This is a genomic window from Bacillus cereus group sp. N21 (assembly GCF_016483395.1).
Classification (GTDB): domain Bacteria; phylum Bacillota; class Bacilli; order Bacillales; family Bacillaceae_G; genus Bacillus_A; species Bacillus_A pseudomycoides.
This window is the reverse complement of the sequence record NZ_JAEHBX010000022.1, coordinates 18,470-33,387: the sequence shown is the minus strand read 5'-3', so window position 1 is coordinate 33,387 and position 14,918 is coordinate 18,470. Positions and strand designations below refer to the sequence as shown.

Genomic DNA, 14,918 nt, shown 5'->3' with positions numbered 1-14,918 from the left:
ATTGTAGTAGAGAAAAGAGTTGAAGAATGAGATGAATGCACGCAGGCAATTATGGATTGCAGTTATATGTATGTGTTTTGTTGTAGTTCTTGGAACAATCGGATTTATGATGATAGAAGAGATTAGTTTGTTTCAAGCCTTTTGGATGACAATGATTACAGTATTAACGGTTGGGTATGGAGATGCAGTTCCATTAACACAAGCTGGGAAGATTTTTGCGCTTCTTATTATTCCTGTTGGTGTAGGAATTGTTACATATGCAATCGGGGTAGTAGCAGCAATGATTATTGAGGGGAATTTATTTCATGCAGTGCGGAGGAAGAAAATGGACAAACAAATAGCGCAAATACAAGATCATATTATTGTATGTGGTTGTGGTAGAGTAGGACTTCAAGTTGTACACGAATTACAGGAAAAGAATATTCCATTTGTTGTTGTTGATAAAGAAGAAGCAGTACTAGAGAAAGAGAAGCTTTTATATGTACATGGTGACGCCACGGAAGATCAGGTGTTACGTAAGGCGGGGATTACAAGGGCTGCTGGCTTAGTAGCAATTGTTGCGAATGATGCTGAAAATGTATTTATTACATTAACAGCGCGAGGATTAAATAGGACAATTAAAATTGTGGCTAGAGCTGAAAAGCCAGAAACGGAAGGGAAATTACGCCGTGCTGGTGCCAATAAAGTTATTAATCCATCCAGTATGGCTGGAATTCATATTGCAAAAGGAATCGCAAATCCGTTAACGGTTCATTATATTGATACGGTACTTTATGGAACAGATCAGGCTTTTGCAATAGAGGAAGTTCAAATTGGCGAAAGGTCTTTTTTAATTGGAAAAACATTGATAGAAAGCAATGTGAGAAATCAATTTGATGTTACAATTTTAGCGATTTTACGAGATGGAAATATTATTCATAATCCAACAGGGCAGGAAAAATTACAAGAACATGATATGATAATAGTATTTGGTCCAGTAGAGAAGCTGGGGCAATTTGAGAAAGAACTACAAAGTACGAGGTGATTAGGAATGCAAATATCGAGCGATAAAATTTTGAATAAAATGGCAAATGAAGTTGCGAAAGCAAAAAATAGTGAAGGACGAAAGGCAAAAGAACATCTTTTAGTGGTTCGTGCTTTATGTGATTTATTATTAGATGAACAGGTTGAAACTTCTGCATATGTAGAGCCAAGGCTACAATCACAAGTTATAACACCACATCCGACGATGACGGTTCAACCGATTGCGGCGGTTTCTGGAGAACCTGTCTATATAAAAGAAGATGGTGCAAATGGTAATTCGTTATTTGATTTCTAAAAGCTAAATTGGTTGGCTAATATGTAAAAATTTCTTATTATAAAGATAAAAAAGGGGAATTCCAATGAAAATTTTCTTCTTATTGGGCTGTATTACAGCCGGGTTATCTGTCGCGTTAGGTGCTTTTGGTGCACACGGTTTAGAAAATAAGGTTTCTGCAAAAATGTTAGAAGTTTGGAAAACAGGTGTTACATATCAAATGTTTCATGCTGGAGGATTATTTGTTGTTGCGTTATTAATGGATAAGATTCAATCTTCTCTTGTAAGCACAGCAGGCTGGTTTATGGTAGCGGGAATTATTATGTTCTCTGGAAGTCTATATGCATTAAGTACGACGGGGATTAAGTTTTTCGGACCGATTACACCACTTGGTGGTGTAGCGTTTATTGTAGGCTGGATTTTACTAGGAACTGCAGTTGTAAAAGGATTATAAAGACAAAAACAAAAGCTGGCAAATGCCAGCTTTTTTTATGGTCTTGGAGCATAGGTTGCTGGTTGGCTAGGTAAATACGTGATTTCTCCAGGGAATTCTACATAATCTAAGTAAATCATAAGTAGTAAGAATCTTTTTCCGGATTTTGGTTCGCTGATGACGATGTGATCACGTCCAGCTGCTTCAATAATACCTGTATAGGATTGTGTGCCAAGTGAACTGCCACGCTCATATGTCATAACAATAGTTGCTGGTTTTCCTTTGTTTAAGCGAAGGATGTTTTCAATATATGATTGCTCTAGTGGGAGCATACCTTGAGATACTGCAAGTTGTGCTTGAGCAGTTTGTTGCTGCATAGCTTGCTGTTGCATAGCTTGTTGCTGCTGCGGCGTCATTTGTTGTTGTGGTTGCATATATCCCCCTGAAGGTTGATAAAAACCTGTTCCATAGTATGGATTTTGTTGCTGTGCCATTACAAGTCCCTCCTCGTTTTCATTCCTTAATATACTGCTGGACAATCCCCGGCGGATGGTTGAAAGAAGCAGTGTTTTTTAAAACGGCCTGAATTTTGTTGATTATACCAAGTTGGTGGACAAGCACCTTCGGGCCTAAAAAACCATAAGGCAAAATTGGCAGGCCAAAAACGTTGCCCTTCAATTGTACGCCTTGCAAGGGCAATGTCCTGTTCACGGGCTCGTTGATAAAAGTATCCTTTCTGCGTTGCTTCAAAACCACCTGGATTTTGATAAACCATTTGGCGTAAATTCCGTATTTGTTTAAAATCTAAGCAATTTCCTCGAACGCGATTTACACCGACATTTCCAACCATCAACATGCCTTGTTGACCTTCACCTTCAGCTTCTGCACGCATCAGCCTAGCTAATAATTTTACGTCTTCTTCTGTATAGTTGATAACGCCCATTATGTTTCACCTCTCTTTATGGATTGCACTAGAGAAAGAGGTTTATTTCTAGATGAATTGTGGAGCAATTACTAGTTCATACGTATGAGGAAAAGGACTCAGATATGACAACCAAACAAAGTTTTAGGGAGGGGAATTTTAGCGTTAGAGGGAGAAAGATAATGAAAAAGCTAGCAAATGTGCTAGCTTTTTTATGAATTAGAATATTTTTGACCACATATTTGAGAAGAAATCACCGATTGATCGTATTGTTAATACGAACCAATTTGCCTTTTCTACTTCTTCTGTTGTTTTTGCAGCGATTTTCATCTTCTTACTTCCGTCTAAGAAACCGTATTGATCAGTTGATTCTAAAACAAGTGAACCTACTTTAGCATCTTTTTTGATTGGCGCAACTAATTTCTCATCTTCGGCAAGTGATTTATCTGCCTCAGTAGAAACTTTATAAGATGGTTTACTTCCTTTTTTTGTGATCACCGTTATCTCTTTTTCAGGTGTCACAGTTACAGTATCTTCTTTTCCTTTTACAACAGAAATTATATTGTTTTTATCTATTTTTAATTTCTGCTTTTCAAAGTTATTAAATCCGTAATCAATTAATTTGCGTGATTCTGTGAAACGTTCATCCATTGATTTTGTTTTAATAATAACGGAGATGAGACGTAGATCACCGCGTTTTGCAGAAATTGTAAATCCATACCCAGCTGTATCTGAACTTCCCGTTTTTAAACCATCTGTTCCTTCATAAGCAAAAGCAGCACCTGGTAACATCCAGTTCCAGTTTTCCATGCGAATTGGTTTTGGATGGTTATCTGGAAAGCTTCTAAATCTTTGTTTTGTATCCTCTAATATTTCTGGATACTTTGTAATAATTGTTTTTGATAGAATACCCATATCGCGAGCTGATAAAGAGTTTTCGCCATTCGGATCTGTTCCTTCCGGATGTTTTCCTTTTAAATCAGCATTATTTAATCCGGTAGCATTTACAAATTTATATTTCTTTAACCCTAGTTTTTTTGCGTGTTCATTTGCAAGGTTTAAGAAGTTTTTTTCATTTCCCGCAAGAAGTTCAGCAAGCGCAATGCTGGATCCATTTGCAGAGAAGATAACAATAGAATGATATAATTCTTTAACTGTATATTGTCGGCCTTTTTCGAAAGGAACGTTAGAGAATTCATTATTACGGGAAATTTCATAAGCGTAATCAGAGATGTTTACTTTTGTATCCCATGTTATTTTTCCTTCTTTAATTGCTTCCAAAACGGAGTAAACAACAATAAGTTTTGACATGCTAGCAATAGCTAGTAATTCATCTGGATTTTGCTCATGCAGTATTTTTCCTGTATCTGCATCAAAAAGAATGGCAGCAGCCGCTTCTATATGTATTTTTTCTTCTGCATGGGAGGTTGTTACTCCTAAGGAAGAAAATGACAATAGAAACACTAGTAAAATAGATAAAATTTTCCTCATATACATTATCACCTTCGCATCGTTATTAGCATATAGCTCGTACCATTTTAGCATGATTTTGAATATAAGAAAGTTGTAATTTAACAGGGGATTTGACGATTTCTTGTCTAATATTGTTTGAATTTGACGAAAAAAGAGGATTTTGAAGAGTTTTGATAGGATATTAAGAAAAAGGAACGAATTTCGTTCCTTTTTTGTACTATACGTATAAAAATTTTGCTACTTTTTCGCGTGGTAAGATGTTACCAATAAAGAATGTTCCGAATTCACCATAGCGAGCACTTACTTCATCAAAGCGCATTTCATATACAAGCTTTTTAAATTGAAGGATGTCGTCAGCGAATAGCGTTACACCCCACTCGTAATCGTCAAAGCCGACAGAACCTGTAATAACTTGACGTACCTTACCTGCATATTGACGACCAATTTTACCATGGCTGTACATAAGTTTTTTGCGTTCTTCCATTGGAAGCATGTACCAGTTATCATCGCCTTGACGACGCTTGTCCATTGGATAGAAACAAATATGATTTGCTTCTGGTAATTCAGGGTATAAGCGTGCTAGGATTTGAGGGTTTTGGTATGGATCTTCATCAGCTGGAAGGTAGTTACTTAACTCAACAACAGATACGTAAGAGTATGCAGGAACCATATATTCAGCTAATGTTGTTTTATTTAATTCTGTTTCAATTTCATTTAATTCTTCCATTGTTGGACGTAAAATCATAAACATAATATCCGCCTTTTGACCAACGACTGTATACATTGCATGACTACCTTGTTTTGAGGATGCGACCTTGTTCCATTTTTCGATGACGTTTAAAAATTCAAACATTGCTTGTCCGCGTTCGTCACTAGATAATGTTTTCCAAGCTGCCCAGTCGATAGAACGTAAATCATGTAAACAATACCAACCATCTAACGTTTTTGCTGCTTCACTCATTCTATTCACCTCAGTTAATGATATTTTACACGTTAACTATAGCATATATAGGTTTAAAGTCACCTGTGTAAAGCTTGGGTGCATAAAATTGTCACATTTTAAAAATGCTAGGAAGAGAATATGTATAAATCCATTTTGTTTTCACTTGGCATGGGGTGGGAAAATTTCCTGACTGCTTCTATGCATAGCCGGATGCTCTCTCCCATCTAAAAAGAAAGGTTTTTCATCAATGTTTTATAACAAATTAACCATGCTGAATTTTATGAAAATATAATCATTTTTATTTTGCCTATTTTTTAAGAGCTATAAGTTTAAAATATAGATGAAAAGAAGTATTCTTAAAAGTAGAGTTTTTTTAACATTTGTAGGAGGGTTTATTCGTGAGCGATTTATTTACAGCAGTAAAAGAAAAAGTTCAAGGAAAAGGTATTTCTATCGTACTTCCTGAAGGAACTGATGAAAGAATTTTAGGCGCTGCAAAGCGTTTAGCAAAAGAAGAGTTAGTAAAGCCAATCTTAGTTGGGAATAAAGAGGAAATTAGTGCAAAAGCTGCTAGCATGAACTTAACATTAGCAGGTGTTGATATTTATGATCCAGCTACATATGAAGAAATGGATGCAATGGTAGCATCTTTCGTTGAACGCCGTAAAGGGAAAGCGACAGAAGAAGATGCACGTAAAATCCTTAAAGACGAAAACTACTTTGGTACAATGCTTGTATACATGGGTAAAGCACACGGTTTAGTAAGTGGTGCAGCTCATTCTACAGCTGACACAGTTCGTCCAGCACTTCAAATCATTAAAACAAAACCAGGTGTTACAAAAACTTCAGGCGTATTCATCATGGTACGTGAAGATGAGAAATATGTATTCGCTGATTGCGCAATCAATATTGCACCAAACAGCCAAGATTTAGCTGAAATTGGTATTGAAAGTGCGAAAACTGCTGAGTTATTCGGCATCGATCCACGTGTTGCAATGTTAAGCTTCTCTACAAAAGGTTCTGCGAAATCTCCAGAAACAGAAAAAGTTGTAGAAGCAACTCGCATTGCGAAAGAAATGGCTCCTGAATTAACATTAGACGGTGAGTTCCAATTTGACGCTGCATTCGTACCATCTGTAGCTGAGAAAAAAGCACCAGGTTCTGTTATTAAAGGTGATGCTAACGTATTTGTATTCCCAAGCTTAGAAGCTGGTAATATCGGTTACAAAATTGCACAACGCCTAGGTAACTTTGAAGCAGTGGGACCAATCTTACAAGGCTTAAACATGCCAGTAAACGATTTATCTCGCGGTTGTAACGAAGAAGAAGTGTACAAGCTAGCTTTAATTACAGCAGCTCAAGCACTATAATTAAAAAGCCCCGCTATATAGCGGGGCTTTTATTACTTTTCGAGATCAAGTGCTTTATTATTGCGATCGATGATACGTTGTAAATTCATTTCGTACAAAGGAACTTCATCAACTGTTAATTGTGATGGTGTTAATTTGGGTGCGAAATGCAGTAATGTTTTTAACAGGCGCATCATTAAGTCTTGAACGGTAATCGTTTCACCAAGTAGTTCAGACAATGAGGCCATTGTACTTGGAACAATTTCAGGATACGTGAATCTTGTTTCTTTTCCTTGAATTGCTAAGTTGTAGAAATCACGAACAAGTGCCGCGCGTTCGGAGCCACTGCCTGTAGCACATAAATAAATTTGTACGGCAATCCCTCCGCGAATGCGGCGCTGTGAAATGCCTGCGAATTTTTGATCACGAATACTTAAATCATAGCTACCTGGACAATAAGAGCCAACGATTTCTTTTGCCTCGATATCGACATCGTAATCTTTTAACATTTCCTTAATTAAATGCCACATCGTATCGTATCCAAGATCGATATCAATTCCTTTTTCTGTTTCTTGGAATAGAAGTGATATATTTAAAACCCCTTCATCAAGTACGACTGCAAGACCACCTGAATTGCGGACAATGACATGGAAGTCGTTCTTTTTTAAAAAGGAAATCCCCTCATTTAAATGAGGAAGGCGAGAATCTTGAATGCCAAGAACAATTGTATTGTGATGAACCCAAGAGCGCATTGCTGAAGCAGATGTACCATTTCCGATTGTTGTACATAGCGTATCATCCATTGCAAATGACTGTAGAGCATGAAAAGTCTGGCCTAAACTAGACTGATCCACGATACGCCACTCTGGTTGAGATAAAATCGAACGGGAATTGCTCATATAACTAACCCCTTATCTATAAAATGACAATCTTTATTATAGCAAACATGGAGCAAAATGATGTAGTGGTTGACGGAAAGAAAATGAAATATGAAGGTAATGTAATTATTGGCGATTGCGTAAATATGCAGGTATGTACGCAATCGTAAGCGATGTAGCATATCAAACAATTAGTCAGTCAGTAAAAACAATTGGGGTAGTAGCATGTAAAGGAAATCCGAAAAAAGAGATTTCCCAGATATAAAGAGAGAGTCTAAAATATATAAATTCATTTTGATCTTTCAACATATAAGTCGCTGCCTCGAAGAACAAAAGGTGACCTGCACTTGCTCTCTCTCACCTAAAGATTAGGTTTTATGTCGGTTTTTCAATTTGTACTTATATAGAAGAAGCTTATATGATTGAATCAAAATAAAAAGGATGCGTTCATCGCATCCTTTTTATTCTGCAATTTTTTCTAAATTACCGTTTCGATCCATGCGAAATGAGGTTTGCGTTTGCTCTTCATCATCCATTAATGCTAATTTACGAGCACGGTTCATAATATTCATGAGCGTTTCGTAGTCTTCTTGTACTGTATTAGATTGTTGTTCTAGCTTTTCTAGTTTCTTCTCTAATTCTTCATTTCGAAGCATTTGCGCCTTAATTTCTTGTTTCAATCTCACATTCTCATTTTCAAGAGCTGTTACTTTTACGCTTGAAGACCCTACCGTTTGTAAAAAGTAAATTACATCTTGCATTGTTATAGAGGTACTAGATACAGCTGGTTCCGAACGTGGAACGGTGTTATTTACGACTGGCTCTTCATCGACTGTAATTACTGCTGAAGCTGATGGCGTATAAAGCAGGCGTTTTTTCGCATGTTCACCACTAGCAGCTCTCATTTTATCTTTTCGATGTCTTTTTGCTAGTTGCAGCGCTTGTTCATAGCTATAACGAACGACAGCATTCCAACGAAAACCACAAGCAGCTGATGTGCGATTTAACTGATCGCCAACTTCTTCAAATGCATTTAATTGTGTACTTCCTTCTCGAACATGACGTAGTACGGTTTCAGCGAGTAATAAATCATCTTCGTCTGTCCAAGCATCTTGTCTTACTTTCATAGATTCAACTCCCTTTCTTTTTATAAACTTCCTATTTTTATAATGGACAAAAGAAATTGCTTTTATACAAAGCTTTTAAAAATATGGTAGATTTTGATAAAGAAGAATTTCTATACAAATCCATTTTGATTTTCCAACATAAAAGTCGCGGTTATGAAGATGCACTCGTTTTCTCTCTTTGTTTTTACTTGGCATGGGGCAGGAGACCGCGCCTATGCATGGCCGGATGCTCTCTCCTACCTAAAAAGAAAGGTTTTTATATCGTTTTTTTAATTTGTACTTATATATGTGGATGAATTGTGCTTATAAAGAGAGGGATAACGAGAAAATATTAGAAATGAATCGTACAGAGGAAAACTTGCATCAACCTTCAAAGAGCGGTAAAATACCATTTAGTGTTTATTTTTAAATGTACTTGTGAAAAGTTGAAAATAGAGGAAGTGTTATATAGAATGGGAAATGAATTTCGTGTGTGTGATGATTGTCAGGCAACGAATATTAAGACGCTGATACCACGACTCAAAAAGGTAGATTCATGTGCAAATATCGAAGTTGGATGTCAATCATATTGTGGACCGGGACGTAAAAAATCGTTCGCTTTTGTTAATAATCGTCCAGTTGCAGCGCCAAATGAAGATGAACTGATTAAAAAAATTGAAGCAAAACTAAATAAATAAGAAAAAGAAGAGTGAACAATCTACTCTTCTTTTTTTACGTTCTAAAAAAGAAAAATTATTTTTAAATAAGGAAAGGTAGAGAACTGTTATTGGATCATTTACTAGTGGATAAACTTCCTATTATGATATCGGTTTCGTATGAACTACATTAGTTTTATATTGCAAAATAATGGTTGACAGCCTTTTGTAATGGTAGGTAGAATAGAAAATATGATTCTGATAATCATTATCAAAAAGGGTGGATACACCCAATTTTCTTTTTGCTGTTTCTTGAGAATGAATCTCATTTTGTTAAATATATGTTGTTGGTTAGGATGGTTGAGGGATGGAAGCTAGTGCGAGGAGTATAGAACAACAAGAAGTAAATGTGAAAGAGATTAAGAGCAGATCGCTTATTGCTTCTATTATTTTAATAGCGGGAACGATTTTATTAGCTTTAAGTATGGCAACTTCAATTTCATTTGGTGCAGCGGATATTAGTTTAAAGACTGTATGGCAAGCTGTCTTTCAGTTTGATGGTTCTTTGACGCATCATAATGTGATTTGGGAGCTGCGCATGCCTAGAGCAATTGGCGGTGTTGTTGCTGGTGCGTTTTTAGCGGTATCCGGTGCCATTATGCAAGGAATGACGCGAAACCCGCTCGCATCTCCATCATTAATGGGGATTACTGATGGGGCTGTGTTTGGAATTGCAATTATGTATGCGTTTTTTCCAAATTCACCGTATTTAATGTTTGTTATCGCTTCTTTTGTTGGAGCAGCATTTGGTGCAAGTATTGTATACGGCATTGGAGCTTCTTCACCAGGAGGATTAACACCTGTTAAGTTAGCGTTAGCTGGAGCGGCAATTAGTGCTTTACTTGGGGCTATTTCATCTGGAATCGCTTTGTATTTCAATCTTGCTCAAGAGGTGAGTATGTGGAATGCAGGCGGTGTTGCTGGTGTGAAGTGGCAAAGCATTGATATGTTATTGCCGATTGGACTTATTTGTCTCGTTATTGCGATTATGATGTCCAGGTACATTACAATCTTAAGTTTCGGTGAAGAAATTGCGATTGGACTTGGACAAAATACAACATTAATTAAATTTATCGGAACTGTACTTGTTCTTGTTTTAACAGGTTCAGCCGTATCTATGGCAGGATCCGTTGGGTTTGTTGGGCTTGTAATCCCCCATATGACACGTTTTCTTGTCGGTTCAGATTATAGATGGGTTATTCCATGTTCTGCTATATTAGGCGGATTGTTAATTGAATGTGCGGATATGTTATCTCGTATTATTAATCCACCGTTTGAAACACCAATCGGTGCGATTACAGCACTAATTGGCGTTCCATTCTTCCTCTACTTAGCACGTAATGAAGGGAGAGGAAAAATGTGAGAACAAGCGTCTTAACAAAAAAGAACATTTCAATTGTAACGATTTTGGCTGGATTAATCTTTTCAGTATTCCTTATTAGTTTAAATACAGGAACGTTTAAAATTCCACCAATGGATGTGTTAAAGTCATTGGTCGGGCTAGGAGCAGAAGATCAGTCCGTTATTTTATTCGAATTTCGTATGCCACGTATGGTTATTGCCATCTTAGTTGGTTCAGCATTAGCGGTATCCGGTGCCATTATGCAAGGATTATCACGAAATCCACTTGCTGATCCTGGAATTATTGGTATTAATGCCGGGGCGGGATTGACAGTTGTTGTTTTCGTATATTTCTTTTTTGGAAAAGTCGGGACGGGTACACTTCTATCTGTATTCATTCTTCCATTCTTTGCATTAGTTGGTGCAGTGTTAGCAGCAGTTATCATTTATGCACTGGCTTGGAAGGACGGCGTTTCATCAACTCGTTTAATACTTGTCGGTATTGCAGTAGCAGCTGGGTTTAGCGCTGTTAGCTTAATTTTTTCAATGAAAATGACATCGAATGATTTCCGTTTTGCAACGATTTGGTTAGCGGGAAGTTTATGGGGAACAGATTGGAAATTCGTATTAAGCGTACTTCCATGGATGCTCATCTTTTTACCAATTGCGATTCGGAAAGCGCATGTGTTAAATGTAATGAATTTAGGAGATGCAGCGGCAGTTGGACTTGGTGTAAACGTAGAGAAAGAAAGACGCAAATTATTATTCATTGCTGTTTGTTTAGCGGGAGCATCTGTTGCGGTTGCTGGTGGAATTGGTTTTATTGGTTTAATGGCACCGCATTTAGCAAGGCGACTCGTTGGCGGAAAGCATCAAATTATGTTGCCTACAGCGGCATTAATTGGAACGCTCTTGCTGTTATTTGCAGATTTAATTTCACGAAGTGTGTTAACGACATCAGAAATACCGGTCGGTCTTGTTATTTCTGTAATTGGTGCACCGTATTTCATTTATTTACTTATGAGAACAAAATAAAGGGAGGCATTTTGTATGGCAACTTTAGCGGTTGATTCGGTATCTGTTGGTTATAATGAAGGATTAATTATTGATGGATTGTCAGTTGAAATTCCAGAAGGGAAAATTACAACAATTATTGGGCCGAATGGATGCGGAAAATCCACATTGTTAAAAACAGCTTCTCGTATTTTGAAAGCAAAACGAGGTACTGTTTACCTAGATGGAAAAGCAATTGAGAAACAGCCAACAAAAGAAATCGCAAAGAAAATGGCGATTTTGCCACAAACTGCAGAAGTGCCAACTGGTCTTACTGTGTTTGAACTTGTTTCTTATGGCCGTTTCCCTCATCAAAAAGGGTTTGGCACGTTGAAGGAAGAAGATTATCGCTACATCCACTGGGCACTTGAGGTAACAGGGATGACAGAATTTGCGAATCGTCCAGCAGAAGCCTTATCGGGTGGTCAACGTCAACGCGTTTGGATTGCAATGGCTCTTGCGCAAGGTACGGATTTACTCGTACTAGACGAACCAACAACATACTTAGATATGGCTCACCAACTGGAAGTATTAAATTTATTAAAAAAATTAAATCAAGAAGAAGGCCGCACAATTGTCATGGTTATTCATGATTTAAACCATGCTTCTCGTTTTTCAGATCATATGGTTGCTTTGAAAGCTGGTAAGTTAATGAAGCAAGGGACACCAGATGAAGTAATGACAAGTGAAACGCTTCGCAATGTGTTTGAAATAGAAGCACAAATTGTTCCATGTCCTGTAAACTGTAAACCAATTTGTTTAACATACGATTTAATGATGATTAATAATCAGTTACGTGAGAAAGCATAGATGGAATCTTCCCCTCTTACTTTGATAGAGGGGAGGGATTCTAATGGACGTTGAGCTTCTCATTCGAGCTGGGAAGTTGAACGCCGTTAGAACGGGTTACATACAATGATTAATAAATATATATATATTAATAAAATGTTGATTGTAGTTTCTTATAGTGATATGTAGCTTATAAGAGAAATACATCCAGAAGGAGTGGGAATATGAAGAAATTCAAAGCGATGTTACTAGCAATGGTACTAGTAGTTACTTCTGTACTATTTGCAGCTTGTTCTTCTGATAAGAAAGAAGAAAAGAAAGCAGATGCGAAAGTTGAAGAGCGCACTGTACAACATGCAAAAGGGGAAATTAAAATTCCTGCAAATCCAAAGAAAATTGCTGACCTTAGTGGTTCAACAGAAGAATTATTAATCTTTGGAATGAAACCAATCATTACTGCAAATACGTCTCAAGAGAAAATCGATGCACATATTGCAGATAAATTAAAAGATGTAAAACCAGTTGGCTCTGCATGGGGCGATAAAATTAACATTGAAGCAGTAGCTGCTGCAAAACCAGATTTAATTCTTGTGAACAACCGCCAAGAAAAAATTTATGATCAATTATCTAAAATTGCACCAACAGTTATGTTAAAAACTCCATTAGATCAATGGCGTCCCAAGTTTGAAGAACTAGGTAAAATCTTCGGTAAAGAAAAAGAAACAACTGCATGGTTCAAGGAATATGATGAAAAAGCAAGTAAATTACACGATAAAATCGTTGCAAAAACTGGTGATGCGAAGTTCATGAAGATGGCTGCATATCCAAATGCATTCCGTGTATATGGTGACTACGGTTACGGTAGCGTACTCTTTAAAGATTTAAAATTACCAGCTGTTCAAGGTACACCAACTGATAAACCGCTAGTACAAGTACAAAAAGAAGCTTTAATTGATTACAACCCAGACTACTTATTCGTATTTACAACTGGTGATGGTTCTCAGCGCTTAAAAGAATTCCAAGAAGAAACAATTTGGAAAAACATGAACGCTGTTAAGAACAACCACGTATTCACAATCAAAAACGAAGACCTAAACAAAGGGTACTTCCCACTTGGTAAAGAAATGATCTTAGACGAAATTGCTGAGTTTGTTTTAGGGAAATAATATATACAGAAAAATCACTTTCGTTTTGGCGAAGGTGATTTTCTATATATAGGGGAATTTTATGCATTTCTATAGTCTTTCGTTTATAATAAAGATAAGAATGTAGTAAGGAAGGAGGGTGTCGATATGGTATATTTAAACGACAAACTCAGCGAAACAAAAGTGTTTAAAGACCCAGTACATAAATATGTACACGTGCGTGATCGCGTAATTTGGGATTTAATCGGAACGAAGGAATTTCAACGTTTGCGCCGTATTAAGCAGCTTGGAACGACATTTTTTACATTTCATGGTGCGGAACATAGTCGCTTTACTCATTCATTAGGTGTATATGAGATTATTCGTCGTATGATTGATGATGTGTTTGATGGCAGACCAAATTGGAATGCAGAAGATAGATTATTATGTTTATGTGCAGCGCTCTTGCATGATGTTGGACATGGTCCGTTCTCACACTCCTTTGAAAAAGTTTTTTCATTAGATCATGAGAAGTTCACACAAAAAATTATTGTTGGTGATACGGAAATCAATGATGTACTCGGCCGCGTAGACCGAGAGTTTCCACAAAAAGTAGCAGATGTTATTGCGAAAACGTCTGATAATAAATTAGCAATTAGTATGATCTCTAGTCAAATTGATGCAGATCGTATGGATTATTTATTAAGAGATGCCTATTTTACTGGTGTGAAGTACGGGAATTTTGATATGGAACGTATATTGCGTGTCATGCGCCCATACGGAAATCAAGTAGTAATTAAAAATAGCGGTATGCACGCTGTTGAGCATTATATTATGAGTCGCTATCAAATGTACTGGCAAGTGTATTTCCATCCGGTAACGCGCAGTGCAGAAGTTATTTTAACAAAGATTTTACACCGTGCGAAAACATTGCATGAGCAGTATTATACATTTAAGTATCATCCTGTTCATTTCTATTCTTTATTTGAAGAAGAGATAACAGTAGAGGATTATTTAAAGCTAGACGAGAATGTAATGTATTATTATTTCCAGGTATGGCAAGATGAAGATGACCAAATTCTAAGTGATTTATGTCGCCGTTTTATGAACCGAAATCTCTTTAAATATGTAGAATTTACAGAGAATCATGGTTTAGATAATTGGATGGAATTAAGTAGTTTATTTAAAAAGATTGGACTCGATCCAGAGTACTATTTAGTTGTTGATTCAACATCGGACTTACCGTATGACTTTTACCGTGCCGGAGAAGAAGAAGAGCGGCTTCCAATCTTGCTTCTTATGCCAAATGGAGATCTCAGAGAGCTTTCGCGTGAATCTGATATTGTAGAAGCGATTACTGGTAAGAAGAGAAGGGATCAAAAACTTTTCTATCCGCATGATTTAATCTATGAAGATGGAAGAAAAGGAAAATATAAAGAGAAAATTATTGAGTTATTAGAAGGAAAGAAATAAGAAGCAGTCATAGGACTGCTT

16 protein-coding genes and 1 pseudogene are annotated in these 14,918 nt (G+C 36.9%); 11 read left to right on the top strand and 6 right to left on the bottom strand.

The window, feature by feature from the left end:
• Positions 1-31: 31 nt before the first annotated feature.
• The 3 genes from JDS96_RS14405 to JDS96_RS14395 all read left to right on the top strand — a co-directional run bounded on the left by JDS96_RS14405 (position 32) and on the right by JDS96_RS14395 (position 1,751).
• Entirely contained in the window at positions 32-1,024 is a 993-nt protein-coding gene (locus tag JDS96_RS14405) for a potassium channel family protein (protein WP_141521849.1), read from the top strand.
• Positions 1,025-1,030: 6 nt separating this feature from the next.
• Entirely contained in the window at positions 1,031-1,318 is a 288-nt protein-coding gene (locus tag JDS96_RS14400; RefSeq protein ID WP_018764884.1) for a YwdI family protein, read from the top strand.
• Between the two features lie 64 nt (positions 1,319-1,382).
• Positions 1,383-1,751: a DUF423 domain-containing protein gene (locus JDS96_RS14395; RefSeq protein WP_003202398.1), complete on the top strand. Its 369-nt coding sequence runs from the start codon at positions 1,383-1,385 to the stop codon at positions 1,749-1,751.
• Positions 1,752-1,786: 35 nt separating this feature from the next.
• On the opposite strand, the gene gerQ is transcribed toward JDS96_RS14395, so the two are convergent.
• The 4 genes from gerQ to hemQ all read right to left on the bottom strand — a co-directional run bounded on the left by gerQ (position 1,787) and on the right by hemQ (position 5,086).
• A complete protein-coding gene (gene gerQ, locus JDS96_RS14390; RefSeq protein ID WP_003202400.1) occupies positions 1,787-2,224 on the bottom strand; it encodes a spore coat protein GerQ in 438 nt (145 codons plus the stop codon).
• Between the two features lie 26 nt (positions 2,225-2,250).
• Complete coding sequence (locus JDS96_RS14385; RefSeq protein ID WP_003202402.1) at positions 2,251-2,673, bottom strand: cell wall hydrolase; 423 nt, start codon at positions 2,671-2,673, stop codon at positions 2,251-2,253.
• A gap of 198 nt (positions 2,674-2,871) precedes the next feature.
• Positions 2,872-4,149, bottom strand: a complete 1,278-nt coding sequence (locus JDS96_RS14380) for a serine hydrolase (protein ID WP_199667215.1) — start codon at positions 4,147-4,149, stop codon at positions 2,872-2,874.
• 193 nt (positions 4,150-4,342) lie between these two features.
• Complete coding sequence (gene hemQ / locus JDS96_RS14375) at positions 4,343-5,086, bottom strand: hydrogen peroxide-dependent heme synthase (protein WP_199667214.1); 744 nt, start codon at positions 5,084-5,086, stop codon at positions 4,343-4,345.
• 380 nt (positions 5,087-5,466) lie between these two features.
• On the opposite strand from hemQ, the gene pta reads away from it, so the two are divergent.
• On the top strand, positions 5,467-6,438 hold the full coding sequence (gene pta, locus JDS96_RS14370; RefSeq protein ID WP_199667213.1) for a phosphate acetyltransferase: 972 nt from the start codon (positions 5,467-5,469) through the stop codon (positions 6,436-6,438).
• Between the two features lie 32 nt (positions 6,439-6,470).
• On the opposite strand, the gene lipL is transcribed toward pta, so the two are convergent.
• Positions 6,471-7,316 (bottom strand): octanoyl-[GcvH]:protein N-octanoyltransferase, encoded by an 846-nt coding sequence (lipL, locus tag JDS96_RS14365; protein WP_199667212.1) that lies wholly within the window; start codon positions 7,314-7,316, stop codon positions 6,471-6,473.
• Positions 7,317-7,357: 41 nt separating this feature from the next.
• Here lipL and JDS96_RS33045 point away from each other — a divergent pair.
• Positions 7,358-7,577 (top strand): annotated as a pseudogene (locus JDS96_RS33045) (lipoprotein BA_5634 family protein); the annotation flags it as partial.
• A gap of 179 nt (positions 7,578-7,756) precedes the next feature.
• Here JDS96_RS33045 and JDS96_RS14355 read toward each other — a convergent pair.
• Positions 7,757-8,422 carry an RsfA family transcriptional regulator gene (locus JDS96_RS14355; protein WP_006096703.1) on the bottom strand — a complete coding sequence of 222 codons (666 nt, stop codon included), beginning with the start codon at positions 8,420-8,422 and terminating at the stop codon, positions 7,757-7,759.
• Between the two features lie 452 nt (positions 8,423-8,874).
• Between JDS96_RS14355 and JDS96_RS14350 the strand changes: the two genes are divergently transcribed.
• From JDS96_RS14350 to JDS96_RS14325, 6 genes are all read left to right on the top strand, one after another.
• Positions 8,875-9,099 (top strand): YuzB family protein, encoded by a 225-nt coding sequence (locus JDS96_RS14350; RefSeq protein WP_003202417.1) that lies wholly within the window; start codon positions 8,875-8,877, stop codon positions 9,097-9,099.
• 325 nt (positions 9,100-9,424) lie between these two features.
• Positions 9,425-10,480 (top strand): FecCD family ABC transporter permease, encoded by a 1,056-nt coding sequence (locus tag JDS96_RS14345; RefSeq protein ID WP_199667211.1) that lies wholly within the window; start codon positions 9,425-9,427, stop codon positions 10,478-10,480.
• Positions 10,477-11,493 carry a FecCD family ABC transporter permease gene (locus tag JDS96_RS14340; RefSeq protein ID WP_018764889.1) on the top strand — a complete coding sequence of 339 codons (1,017 nt, stop codon included), beginning with the start codon at positions 10,477-10,479 and terminating at the stop codon, positions 11,491-11,493. The genes JDS96_RS14345 and JDS96_RS14340 overlap by 4 nt, the downstream gene beginning before the upstream one ends.
• A gap of 15 nt (positions 11,494-11,508) precedes the next feature.
• Entirely contained in the window at positions 11,509-12,321 is an 813-nt protein-coding gene (locus JDS96_RS14335; protein WP_199667210.1) for an ABC transporter ATP-binding protein, read from the top strand.
• A 203-nt stretch (positions 12,322-12,524) separates the two neighbouring features.
• On the top strand, positions 12,525-13,466 hold the full coding sequence (locus JDS96_RS14330; RefSeq protein WP_199667209.1) for an ABC transporter substrate-binding protein: 942 nt from the start codon (positions 12,525-12,527) through the stop codon (positions 13,464-13,466).
• A 126-nt stretch (positions 13,467-13,592) separates the two neighbouring features.
• Positions 13,593-14,897, top strand: a complete 1,305-nt coding sequence (locus JDS96_RS14325) for an HD domain-containing protein (protein WP_199667208.1) — start codon at positions 13,593-13,595, stop codon at positions 14,895-14,897.
• Positions 14,898-14,918 lie beyond the last annotated feature (21 nt).